Source organism: Nitrosomonas sp. (assembly GCF_022842015.1).
Classification (GTDB): domain Bacteria; phylum Pseudomonadota; class Gammaproteobacteria; order Burkholderiales; family Nitrosomonadaceae; genus Nitrosomonas.
In genome coordinates this window covers 1-12,464 of the sequence record NZ_JALHQJ010000044.1, presented here as the reverse complement: position 1 = coordinate 12,464, position 12,464 = coordinate 1, and the positions used below count along the sequence as shown (strand labels likewise).

Here is a 12,464-nt window from a genome sequence, read left to right as displayed (position 1 = left end):
AAAACTTGATCAAGCGCTGCCAATGACAAATATCGCAATACTCAATAAGCTGGTTATTATCGGCGTAGGCCTGATCGGTGGATCATTTGCACAGGCCTTACGCAACGCCGGCCTGACCAAACATATCGTCGGCGTTGGCCGCAGCCAACAAAACATGCAATGCGCCATTGAGCTCGGCGTGATTGATGAAATCGCAAATGATATCGCTTCCGCTCTGCACAATGCAGATTTGGTGTTCCTTGCGATGCCGGTGGGTCAAACCAGGGATATCATGGAAAGCATCGCTCCCCATTTGCACGCCAACACCATCGTTACCGACGCCGGTAGCACCAAACAGGATGTGACGGCTGCAGCACGCCACTATCTTTCGATGCAAAGTCGGCATCATTTTGTCCCTGGCCACCCGATCGCCGGCGCCGAACAAAGCGGAGTACAAGCCGCGCAACCTGATTTGTATCTTAACAAACATGTCATTCTCACTCCTCTACCGGAAACCAGCACCGACGCTGTCGCACGAGTCGAACAATTATGGCAAGCCTGCGGCGCACAAGTCTCGCTTATGCCTGCCGATGAACACGATCAAGTTCTCGCCGCAACTAGCCATTTACCACATATTCTCGCTTTCACGTTGATGAATCACCTCAACAGCACTAATCAACCTGAAAATATGCTTCGTTTCGCGGGCAGCGGTTTCCGTGACTTCACTCGCATCGCTAGCAGTTCCCCGGAAATGTGGCGCGATATTTGTTTAGCAAATCGCGAAACTTTACTTGCGCAGATTGATGCATATCAGGGAGAACTGAATAAATTGCAGGAGATGTTAAAAAGACATGATGGCGGTACACTGGAGCAGTCTTTTTCGCAAGCAAGAGGTATTCGGGAAAGCTGGTTAAAAGATAAAGAATAAACAACGCCGTGGACTTGCTACAGGGAAAAACAAGTTCAGAGTAAAATCTCAAATACCACCAACAAAGCCGGCGGCTTGCAATAACGTGCGCCTACCCCATCTCTAGCTTCATTTTGTTATACCTCGGATCTTCTTTCTCCTGGTTACGGATGTAAGCTCAAACGATGTCTTCATCTAGCTCAACCGTCGGAACAAAAGACCCACGTTCCAAAAAGTACTCACCCGTGAAGCTCCTCCCCCTTCCGGCATAGTTAGGGACTTAATTCTTTGAATTATTTTTACGGGTAAGGTGGAATACGTGAAACACGAAACACCAATAACACAATGCATTGATTAATAATTCAATTTTATTATTAAGTTCCGTTTGGTTTGATATGGCCTCTTTACCCAGTGCGGACTTTAAGGCATGTTACACTATAAATGATGGAAGGTATTACCACTTCTCCTCTGCCATTATAAAAATACGAGGTCATAAGAGATTGATGATTAAAATAATATCCACTCTAACTTTAAGCCTAGTTGCACTAGGAATTCTGTCAGCATGCTCAACAATACACAAACCAACCTCGTCTGCCAGGTCAGCAATTGAGCAATTATTGTTGAGTGATGTGGTAATAAAAAGCCTTCCTGAACGGCTCGAAACCCCATTACCAATTCCTCATGGCGCAAGTGTCGTACTTGATACTTCAGGAGTTAGCGAAGACCAAAAGATCGTACGTCAAATTATGGCTGGATGGTTGGGAAAACAGGGCTACAATGTCATGGCTGGTTGGTTTGGAGAAGAGGGATATCATGTGCAGGGTGATATTGATAAGGCCACACATCGTATTAATGTAATTGTGAGTTCTTTGGGAACAGAGTTCGGAGAAACCTTTTTTGGGTTACCACCAATCCAGAGTGCAATCATTCCTTTTTCTACTCCCGAGTTAGCTCTTTTTAAAGCACAGTACCAAACGGGATTTGTAAAATTGTACTTTGACATTTATGAATTGCCATCAAATCGATTTGTTAAATCGAGCGCACCATTTTTTGCTGAAACGCATTACAACGATTATACCGTGTTTCTTTTATTTACATTTAAGAGGACAGATCTGATTTCACCACCACAAATTGGTGCTTTTAAATGATCCGTTGGGAATCAAGCAAATGATTAAACAACGCCAGAGGAAGAATAATAGTAAAACCAAGGAGTCTATATAATTTTTAGAAACTATTAACGACAACTTTTGCTCACCGATAGAAACTCACGCTCAATAGCTCACGCTGTATAAACCCCTTAGGCTCAGTCGTAGTTGCATCCAATCATCAGTGCATAATTCATCAGCAACACGCTACCTATCTTCAGATATTGAGTTCTATTGATCCAAAACTCATCTGTATCTCTATTCCACTCCTCCATTACCTGAACTAACGCCATTGTAGTCATTTATTTTGCTAACAGGAAGGTTGGCAGGAGTCTTCATTATTTCAATATCAATATCTCCCATAAAGAATGAAAGAATATTCCTATACATGAGGCACTGTATCCTCTATACTTTCTCTCTATTATGCCGTAATATTTGTTTGTTAATTAAATATATATATTAGATACTTGTATAACACTTCTTAGTAATAGTTCCATTATGGAAGCTTAGAATAAACCTCCCCATGCACGCCATTTAATCTATTCCAGAATGATTACAAAAATTCTCTTGTTAAGGGCTATGTTATAAGATAACCGTCATGAATCAATTATTCAAAAGAATAAAAATTCTTATTGTTGACGATTGTGTTGTCATGCGCACCACGCTACGGGCGATGCTAAACAGCAATGAATATCTAGTTGTAGGAGAACTTAATAGTGGTGAAAAACTTCTTCCCACAATTGAGAAGCTAGATCCAGATATCGTCTGCCTTGATCACTTATTACCCAACAAAGATGGCATGCATCTTTTGGGTGAGATTCGCGCTGTATATCCAGACCTTCTCGTGGTAATGATTACCGGCAGTGAAGATGCCATGCTGAAACAGGTTGCAGCCATGTTAGGTGTTGATGGATTTATCTATAAACCATTCTCTCAGAAGAAAATCTTTGATGTACTACAAGAAGTGACCCATGCAAAAAAACAGTTACTCATCCTGACTAAAGAGCATAGTTTCTTCGAGAATAGCACGTATCACGCAAAGGCAGTTGTTGCCGATGATAGTCTGGTAATGCGACGACTGTTGATAGCAATTCTGACACAAATGGGAATTGAAGTAATCGGGGAAGCCTATGATGGCATGCAAGCCACCGAACTTGTAGCAGAACACAAACCTGACATTGCATGCATAGATTTCGAAATGCCCATGATGGATGGATTAGAAGCCTTGAAAATCATCAAGAGTCAAAATGATGCAACAAAAGTCATGATGATCACAGCCTTAGCCAGCCGTGAATTATTTAAACAAGCTACTAGCGCAGGGGCTGTAGGTTTTATCATAAAACCCTTCTGTCCAGATACATTCAAGCAAAATATTTCGCGCATCCTGGCAGCCTAAAGATAGTCAGAAATCTGAACTCCTTAACATTGCCAACAACACCAACATTAACACCTCAATATACTTTCATGTGCAGCAAACTAAAACCAACTCTAAATGACGGAGCAAAAAAAACATCCACAGTATATAATTTATACCTTTCTGTTTATTCGCCACTTGCTAATTACAAATGCAGGAACCTGAACCACCCGTAATACAACCCTTTAATTTTGTTTTTAGTTGGCAGCGCTTCTTAGTACATTGCGCGATCATCGGCATTTGTGTGCTACTAGGTCTGATGACTTGGCATTTTGGCAAACCCCATAGTATCCGTTTCTATGAAACCAACAGTGATGAACAACTTGTCGCTTCGATAGCACCGGGTATTGACATGGCGCTGGATCTGCTGAGTTCTGTAACGGTGAAAGAAAGTCAACCGCTGCAGGTTGAGTTGCTCAAAGGAAATGTTTATTTTGACATTCATAAAAATGCCGTCAATCAGCTTGAAGTAAAAGTCGGCAATGCCATAATTAAAAATTCCGGAACTCGCTTTAGTATCCAATTGCGCAAAGGTGGTAGCAGCCAAATTGCAGTTGCCGATGGGCATATCATAATCCATGTGGCTTCCGGAGCTTATCAGATCAGTGCGTTTGAACAAGCCGATTTTGATGATGCCGGTATCAGCAAGCACCGGTTGATAGCTGAGCATGAGATTGCACCTTGGCGTTCGCCACAATAGTACAGAACCGACAAAAATAGCGCCTTCCCTTCTAGCAAAAATAAAGAAATCAACAAGATGGATATGTAAATTATCGCACGCTCTCCTGTCAATACCAACAAATTTCCCTCATACATCACATCAGGAGAAAATAATAACCCTTGATAATCTTAAAAAACCGCTTTCAATGGTTAATTATTATCAATGCAATTAATAACCAAATGTCATGCTGCACAAACTACTCATTCAGATTTTGGCTTTTATATTCGCAATCATGCTTAGCATATTTGCTATAGGCACAATTTTGACCGCATCGGCACCGACTGCTGTAGGATTATTAATTACAGATTTTCCAGTTGAATCAGTACAGATTCCTGATACCGATGGACCAACCGTGCATGGCTGGTTGGTCTATGGAAAGCCAGGAAATGGCGTGGTATTACTGGTTCACTCAATGCGCAGTAACCGACTTGAAATGCTAAGTCGAGCCCGGTTTCTAAAGGATCAGGGCTTTTCTGTTTTGATTATTGACCTGCAAGCACATGGAGAAACAGTCGGGGATAACATTACTTTTGGTTTGCGCGAGTCTAAGAATATAGAAGCGGCAGTTACTTTCTTACGAAAAACATTTCCAGCCGAACGGATAGGTGCAATTGGTACCTCTTTGGGTGCCGCAGCGATAGTACTGGCTAAACAAGATTTGGGCTTGAATGCGGTTATTCTCGAATCACTTCACCCCACAATTGAAGAGGCTGTTGAAAATCGTCTAAAACTGCATTTTGGGGAATATGGAGTACTATTGCTACCATTGATGCTATGGCAATTATCTTTTTATCTGGATACTTCCATGGATGCGTTAAGCCCAATTGCCCAGATTAATAACCTTAACTCACCAGTGCTGTTTATATCCGGAACCAATGATATGCACACCACTCAATTGGAAACCGAAAGACTCTTTGAAGCTGCGAGAATCCCTAAAGATTTATGGATTGTACCTGGTGCAAGGCATTTCAATATGCATACTTATGCTGGCAGAGAATATGAACTACGTGTTAATGCTTTTCTATCAGAATACCTACATCGATATGACGAGCAATAATAGCTCTCGGCATACAAATAAAGCTCAGCAAGGATGCAATACAGTGCAGCGCTGTTGTAAAATTTACACTTTTTCTTGTGTATTACCATAATCGAAAAATACTCCATATGAACAATTATCAGAATATTTTACTCGCTGTTGATTTCTCCGGATTCGACCACACGGTTGCATATAAAGCGAAATCTCTAGCAGCACAATTTAACGCACAGCTTCACATCATTCATGTACTAGATAATATTCCCATGCCAGACACTCCCTATGGGACAGTAATCCCCTTGAATGAAAATTCATCATATGATCTGCTAGAAGCTGAAAAAGGAAAATTGATTCAAATCAGCAGTGAACTGAACGTTGAACTAGAGTGCTGTTGGATGATATGGGGAGAACCGCAGCAAGAAATCACTCAGCTTGCTGTGAAAGAAAATATTGACTTGATTGTGGTAGGCTCTCATGGACGACACGGTCTTGCTGTATTAATGGGCTCCACAGCAAAGGGAGTGCTATATCATGCGAAATGCGATATCTTGGCGATTCACCTTAAAGATCACTTGTAAACGATTCAAGCAGAATCCAGAGTTGTCAGTTCTTCCAAAACTCCCACCATGCTTTAGCACCCACATCAGGTAATTCCGCGAGAAAAATGCTATTTGGGAAATTAATTCGCATCACACGTTCTGCATCATCCCTTAAGTCATACATTTCCAGTGCTTCATAGGCTCTGATCATGATATATAAGGCCTCTTCCGTAGCCGGTGTAGGGGGATATTCCTTGACTGCATTCTGCGCCCGATTAGCAGCTGCAATATAAGCCTTGCGTTTCATGTAGTATCGCGCAGTATGGATCTCACCCATGGCAAGTAAATTAAGCAAATAGGCCATACGCTGCCTAGAGTCTGCCGCATATTTACTTTCTGGAAAACGGGCAACCAATTCCTTGAAAACTTCAAATGATTCATACGAGGCTTTTGGATCACGCTCGCTCATATCCTGCTTAAACGGTCCTTTCAGCAAAAAGCCCAGCATGCCCCAGCCTTCATTAAAATTCGCCAATCCCTTGATATAATATGCGTAATCCACATTTGCATGATTGGGATACAATTTAATAAATCGATCAGCGGCTGCAATTGCCGAAGCGGGCTCATCATTTTTATAGTGCGCATAAGCAATTTCAAGTTGCGCTTGTTGAGCAATCCTGCCATAAGGATATCGCGATTCTAAAGTTTCATAGAGCTTAATAGCCGCAGCGTAACTACCATCATCCAATTTTTCTCTTGCTTCTGAATAGAATTTATTGACAGACCAATCCTCTTGATCATCTGTACGATCTGACAACAAACCACATGCTGATAACCCTAGAACCAGAAATACCGCTAAACTATGTAACATGATAAATTCCGTAAAAAACAAAGATACAACGGGCGATTATAGCGTAAAGCCTCATACGGCAGTAAGCGACAAATTAGCAACGGACGTTGTACACTTAACGATCCCGATTGATTGTGCAGGTTTGCGCCTTGATCGAGCTTTGGCAAAGCTTTTACCACATTGGTCACGCAGCCGTCTGCAAACCTGGATTGCTGAAAAAAGAATCCTTGTGAATCGGCAGATAGCTACTGCCAAACAGCTTGTATGGGGAAACGAGCATGTCGAGGTTTCACCGCTGAGTATCGCAGCTGAATCACCTTTTGCGGCTGAAGCGATCCATTTAAACATCATTGAAGAAGATGAAACGCTCATTATCATCAACAAACCCGCTGGACTGGTAACTCATCCAGGCAATGGCAACTGGCAAGGTACCTTGCTTAATGCATTACTACATCATGCTCCAGAACTGAAAAATGTACCGCGCGCTGGTATTGTTCACCGTCTGGACAAAAACACTACTGGGCTATTGGTTGTTGCAAAAACTATTGCAGCACAAACAAATCTTGTGCGCCAGCTACAGCAGCGCACTGTAAAACGCGATTACCTCGCATTAGTTCTAGGAGAAATTAAACAAGCTGGAAATATCGATGCGCCGATTGGCCGCCACCCGATTCATCGCACAAAAATGACCGTTACACCCAAAGGAAAACCCGCACGCACGCACTATCAAGTCATTGAAAAATTTGATGGCTGCACATTACTTCAGTGCAGCCTTGAAACCGGTCGCACACACCAAATCCGGGTGCATTTAAGCACTATCGGGCATGCCTTAGTAGGTGATCCTGTCTATGGAGGCAAACCTGGAAAAACAGCGCAAAGAATTGCTCAAATATTGATAAACTTTCCCCGGCAAGCACTGCATGCTCAAAAACTTGCATTGACCCATCCGCAAACCGAACAAATCAGTCAGTGGGAAATCGCAGCTCCGGATGACATCAATGATTTGCTGCTAATGTTGCGGCAGAACAGCAAATCGATCAGGGCAGAATAAAAAAATGCGCCCGAAAGCGCATCTTTTAATAATTGCTACATAATGCATATCACATTAGAAAGGCAGTATTGCGTCCAACGAGAAAAGAATCTGATCTTTATTACCACCGAAAGGCCGGTAAGCAGATGTTTGGAGCGACTCATGAAGTGCATCTACGCGGTCATACCGGATATTCGGGCGAATATTCAAATCTCTCATCCCCTGCCAACCCATTTTGAGCGTTCTAAGCGCCTTCCAATTAGCACCGATGGTTACCGCATAATAATCTGCAGGTGTGCTAGTACCTAGTAATCCAATATTACTCGCATAGCTATTTCCAAGATGGTTGGTTCCCGCAGTTACCCTGCCTGGTGAAAAAACGCGGAAGCCATCACGATCGCGAAACCATTCAGCACGTACCCCCACAGACACATTGGGAGTTACATCATAGTACAAGTGTGAATTGACCCCAAACCATTCCGCATCTTTGATAACGCCATTATAAACATTATTGAAGAGCATCACGTTATCAGCAAAACCGTGATCATGTTGCAATACTAAATGCGTTCTGTCTGTGAATTTGTGCTGAAACACAATGCTGTACATACCCCAGAAACTACTGTTACGAGTAGATGTCGTGCTGCCGGTACCACTAACATTGAGCGAGGTATTACTATTATCGCTGGTCCAGGTAACACCACCGATTCCACCCCAATTTTCCATTTGCTTGTCGAAATTGCCGTCCCAACCGCCCGTTCCGCTACCTCCGATTGTACCTGCCATAGCAGTAACATTCTTATTGACTGTGTAATTACCCAGTACACCGGTATGTGTGAAAGGTTCTCCATATTGCATGGTGTAGGCATGTGAATAGAAGAAGTTGTTTGGAGCAGGAACCGTTTCAAAACCAATTGGGGTATAAAAATGGCCTACCTTCACATTCAATCCATTACCGACAGGCGCATAAATTTCTGCATACGCCTGCGGGATTGCAATACCATAAGTTCGGCTAGAATTACAGCATATATCCAGATCCCAATTTCCCCGATCCGCCAGAGGCCTACCGTTATTTACATCAAATGCTGGATTACCATAGGCCTGAGTAAAAATTGCATCAGTACCGAATAGAAAATCGGCCCGAAAACCAACATCCCAGCCTGTACCTTCTGTTTTTACTGCACGCTCTAGGTAGAAATTTAATTGATTTAATTGGAACCTATTTGCCTGATCAGAAAATGTGACTGGGCCGTTGAAGCCGTGCGTTGAACTAGGATTAAATGTTGCGCCACCATGAATCCAGCCACCGGCCGTTATGCCAGTACTTTTTAATGCATTCATGAAGCTATTACTACTTGTCACAGTGTTGGCATAAACACCAGATGCACTCATGCCAATTAGTAACAGTCCTCCTGTAACGGCACGCAGCATCTGGCGCTTATTAATCGTTTTATTTTTCATCAACTCCCCCTTTAAAAATGTTTATACAAAAGATACAAACATTAGCAGAAACTAAAAACCCTAATCTTCACATGGACAGAACTCTAACACTGAATAACGTGAAGGGTCAACGCGAACTCCATGGATATTTGCTTTATTGGAAAAAATACAACAAATGTATTAGCTTGATCAATTGAATCTGAGATTCATTCCAAATACCTCTTTATCTCCAGCGACTTAAATTAATAAAACACTTGTAGCTTGCTGCAGCAAATTAAACCCGGAAAAAACTCGACTCGATTATTAGAAAATCTTAAAAGTACTGTTCCACCGTATCGATCATAAAATGCTTCTAATATTGCTAAAGATCCAACTATTAGCGTCGTTAAATAAGAGGAAAGACAACTCTAATAATCAACAGCTTATAAAATGCATAGTCAAAACACCAAAACTGAAGCGACTGAATCAACTCACGATTCATCAGAAAAGATCGAATTTGAAGACATGCATCTTCAGGTAGGTCATAAAATGTATTTAACTTTAACCACATATGCCAAGAATTCTGATGAACCAAACAATTCACATGCAACATCCATGATCGGCTATGTGCCAGGCAGCACTTTAATTGTAACTATGCCAACATCTGGTCAGTTAACTGGATCGCCTTTCGTTGAAGGCGATCAGATTAGTGCACGCTTAATTTCCGGGCAGAATGCCTATAAATTCTCTACTTATGTCGATAAAATTATAAAAGTACCTTATAAATTTTTACATTTATCTTTTCCTCAGAATATACAGAGGCAGTGTTTTCGAAAATCACGAAGAATTAAATGTAATTATCAAGCGACTCTCGCCGAGGAAACTACGCCAATCAATATCGTAGATCTGAGTTTTTATGGCGCTGGAATCAATTCAACAATACCTTTGGGAACACCAGGTTCAGTTGTATCCTTATCTTTTACTATCACATTAGATGACAAGGAAATTCCATTATCTATTATGGCCATCATCAGATCTTCTAAACAACACAATAATAAAGTAATCTTTTCGGGGGTTGAGTTTACTGAAATGAAACCAGACCAGACGTTTATGTTAAGACACCTAATTTATCAGGAAATAGTGGAGCATCCTGAAAGCGTGATATAAATGAAGGGAAGAAAATAATCGCGCCACAAAACCCCTTCCCTTTACCAAAAGCCCCAATTACCTGTATAGATAATCCAGATGCCTAAAATTCCATTGGTCGTAGCGTGAGCAAGAATGGGAGACCATAGCGTTCCGCTACGCATATACAGTAAATTATAAACAATACCGGCAAACAATCCGGCAAACCATAAACTGTGTGCAAGTGCGAAAAGTGCTGCCGTGATACAAAAGGCTTTTAATCCGACTTGCGCGGGATTAACTGTAAGAAAATTGGGGTGATCAATCCAGCGCATCAGGAAGGATCGCCAAAACAATTCCTCCATTACGGGAACCACCAGAGCCGCGCCAATCAATCTCACAGTTACCAAAAACCAATCAATCTCATTATTATCACGCGGATCAAAACCAACGGGGTCTCCCATCACCATCCAATCTGCGGTCAAATTAATCCAGGCAATAAAGACTATGACACCCGCGGATATTGCAACCATCCAGGCTTGAAAACTGCTGGCGACTGGCCAACGCAATTCGCTATAAGCCTTTCGCATCACCCAAAGCAGCCCAACCACAACAGCTATTTTGACCATATAGAGCATACGTAAATCATTAGCTTCCCAGCCGAATTTCAATAATATGTCCTCCAGTACCATGAAAAAAACATAAGCTCCGAATGGCGCGATGCGGCAAAAATCAGCGCGATCAAACATAACAACTCCCTTTCAAATTTTCTTCGGGTCGCAATGCAACTATCAGATTAACTAATTATTTTCAAAGTATTACGGCAGCAATGGCAATTCTCTTTGTCGAGATTCAATTTCAGCAGCTGCGTTAACGGAGCAAAGCGTGGTGACTTTTATGCCGAGCAATCTGATTCTTTTCTGCAATGACACACGCCGCAAACATTCTCCAGCAGCACGACGTATCAAAACTGGATCTCCGGTATGTGAAGTCAATGAACAATCACGTGTAAGCGTATGAAAATCCTCAAAGCGTAACTTGATACAAACAGTACGACCAACATAACCTTTGCGTTTCAGGTCATCAGCGACTTGGATACACAATGCAGTAAATGCTTCGGATAATTCGGAACGATCCTGCCGCGGGTGCAAATCCCGCTCAAATGTAGTTTCCCGGCTGATCGACTTAGGTTCCGCATCGGTAATGACCGGGCGTGCATCAATGCCGCGCGATGCTTCATATAGCCAGATTGAGTAGCTGCGCCCGAAGTGAAGCCGGAGAAAACTTAATTCAGCTTGTGCCAATTCAGCAATCGTAGTAATACCCAGTAACGCAAGCTTATTGGCAGCTTTAGGGCCAATACCATTGATTTTATGTACCGGTAACGGCCAAATTCGCTGCGGGATGTCAGACATCTCGAGGATGGTCAAACCATCAGGCTTTTCCAAGTCCGAACAAATTTTAGATAATAATTTATTCGGCGCGATCCCAATCGAACAAGAAAGTCCGGTCGCATCCTTGACCGCCTGTTTGATACATTTTGCCAATGGCAATATCTCATCCGGCAAGTCACCCAAATCAATGTATATCTCATCGATGCCAGAATCCTCAATTCGTGGGGCCACACCCATAACAGCCACTTTAAACAAGCGCGAATAATGCCGGTAAATAGCAAAATCCACCGGCAGCAAAACCGCATCCGGCGCCAGATGCGCGGCTTTCATGACACCCATGGCGGAATGGACTCCCAATGCACGCGCCTCATACGTAGCGGTCGTAATAACTCCGCGACCAACATAATCACGCAAGCGGTAAAAATGCCTTCTGCCATCCGCTTGCACCACCGGCTGGTGCTCGTTGCGTCCACCGATCACAACTGGCAAGCCGTGTAGCTCGGGGTAACGCAACAACTCAACCGAGGCATAAAAAGCGTCCATATCCAAATGCGCTATACGACGCGATGAAGCGTTCATGGTAGGGATCAAGGCAATATTCATGCGGACTGTGATAAATTACAACAATAGACAAACCGCATTGTATATGAATACGAATATCACTCGTTTAGAAACATTGGCTTACCCTTGTCCTTGTGGCAGCGACAAACGATACGCTGATTGCTGCAGCCGTTACCTCGATCAGGGTGAACCAGTCACCACCGCAGAAATCCTCATGCGTTCACGTTACACGGCGTTCACACTGAATTGTGAAGACTATCTGCTGGCAACCTGGCACCCTGATACACGTCCCACTTCCCTGGGATTAACCGATCAATTGTCCAAAAAATGGCTAGGATTAGCAATTAAAC

At 42.7% G+C, this 12,464-nt stretch carries 13 protein-coding genes; 9 read left to right on the top strand and 4 right to left on the bottom strand.

Going from position 1 to position 12,464, the window contains the following annotated elements:
• Positions 1 to 22 precede the first annotated feature (22 nt).
• The 6 genes from Q0C11_RS09440 to Q0C11_RS09415 all read left to right on the top strand — a co-directional run bounded on the left by Q0C11_RS09440 (position 23) and on the right by Q0C11_RS09415 (position 5,777).
• Positions 23 to 907 carry a prephenate dehydrogenase/arogenate dehydrogenase family protein gene (locus Q0C11_RS09440; RefSeq protein WP_293007340.1) on the top strand — a complete coding sequence of 295 codons (885 nt, stop codon included), beginning with the start codon at positions 23 to 25 and terminating at the stop codon, positions 905 to 907.
• A 608-nt stretch (positions 908 to 1,515) separates the two neighbouring features.
• Positions 1,516 to 2,034: a hypothetical protein gene (locus Q0C11_RS09435; RefSeq protein ID WP_293007362.1), complete on the top strand. Its 519-nt coding sequence runs from the start codon at positions 1,516 to 1,518 to the stop codon at positions 2,032 to 2,034.
• A 595-nt stretch (positions 2,035 to 2,629) separates the two neighbouring features.
• Positions 2,630 to 3,427, top strand: a complete 798-nt coding sequence (locus Q0C11_RS09430) for a response regulator (protein WP_293007338.1) — start codon at positions 2,630 to 2,632, stop codon at positions 3,425 to 3,427.
• A gap of 169 nt (positions 3,428 to 3,596) precedes the next feature.
• On the top strand, positions 3,597 to 4,145 hold the full coding sequence (locus Q0C11_RS09425; RefSeq protein ID WP_293007336.1) for a FecR family protein: 549 nt from the start codon (positions 3,597 to 3,599) through the stop codon (positions 4,143 to 4,145).
• Positions 4,146 to 4,398: 253 nt separating this feature from the next.
• On the top strand, positions 4,399 to 5,223 hold the full coding sequence (locus Q0C11_RS09420) for an alpha/beta hydrolase (protein WP_293007334.1): 825 nt from the start codon (positions 4,399 to 4,401) through the stop codon (positions 5,221 to 5,223).
• Positions 5,224 to 5,330: 107 nt separating this feature from the next.
• Positions 5,331 to 5,777, top strand: coding sequence for a universal stress protein (locus tag Q0C11_RS09415; protein ID WP_293007332.1), 447 nt, complete (start codon positions 5,331 to 5,333; stop codon positions 5,775 to 5,777).
• Positions 5,778 to 5,802: 25 nt separating this feature from the next.
• On the opposite strand, the gene Q0C11_RS09410 is transcribed toward Q0C11_RS09415, so the two are convergent.
• Positions 5,803 to 6,609 (bottom strand): outer membrane protein assembly factor BamD, encoded by an 807-nt coding sequence (locus Q0C11_RS09410; protein ID WP_293007330.1) that lies wholly within the window; start codon positions 6,607 to 6,609, stop codon positions 5,803 to 5,805.
• Between Q0C11_RS09410 and rluD the strand changes: the two genes are divergently transcribed.
• Positions 6,608 to 7,639 (top strand): 23S rRNA pseudouridine(1911/1915/1917) synthase RluD, encoded by a 1,032-nt coding sequence (gene rluD / locus Q0C11_RS09405; protein WP_293007328.1) that lies wholly within the window; start codon positions 6,608 to 6,610, stop codon positions 7,637 to 7,639. The genes Q0C11_RS09410 and rluD overlap by 2 nt on opposite strands.
• Positions 7,640 to 7,693: 54 nt before the next feature.
• Here the strand turns inward: rluD and Q0C11_RS09400 are convergent, their stop codons facing one another.
• The gene (locus Q0C11_RS09400) at positions 7,694 to 9,076 is read right to left on the bottom strand and encodes a porin (RefSeq protein WP_293007326.1); all 1,383 of its coding nucleotides are present in this window, start codon (positions 9,074 to 9,076) and stop codon (positions 7,694 to 7,696) included.
• Between the two features lie 408 nt (positions 9,077 to 9,484).
• Here Q0C11_RS09400 and Q0C11_RS09395 point away from each other — a divergent pair, with 408 nt between their 5' ends.
• Positions 9,485 to 10,201 (top strand): flagellar brake protein, encoded by a 717-nt coding sequence (locus Q0C11_RS09395; protein ID WP_293007324.1) that lies wholly within the window; start codon positions 9,485 to 9,487, stop codon positions 10,199 to 10,201.
• Positions 10,202 to 10,242: 41 nt separating this feature from the next.
• Here Q0C11_RS09395 and Q0C11_RS09390 read toward each other — a convergent pair whose 3' ends face one another.
• Positions 10,243 to 10,908 carry a CAAX prenyl protease-related protein gene (locus Q0C11_RS09390; RefSeq protein ID WP_293007322.1) on the bottom strand — a complete coding sequence of 222 codons (666 nt, stop codon included), beginning with the start codon at positions 10,906 to 10,908 and terminating at the stop codon, positions 10,243 to 10,245.
• A gap of 69 nt (positions 10,909 to 10,977) precedes the next feature.
• Positions 10,978 to 12,132: a DNA polymerase IV gene (gene dinB / locus Q0C11_RS09385; protein ID WP_293007320.1), complete on the bottom strand. Its 1,155-nt coding sequence runs from the start codon at positions 12,130 to 12,132 to the stop codon at positions 10,978 to 10,980.
• A 67-nt stretch (positions 12,133 to 12,199) separates the two neighbouring features.
• Between dinB and Q0C11_RS09380 the strand changes: the two genes are divergently transcribed.
• Positions 12,200 to 12,464: YchJ family metal-binding protein (locus Q0C11_RS09380; protein ID WP_293007318.1), on the top strand; the 265-nt coding region annotated here is incomplete at its 3' end.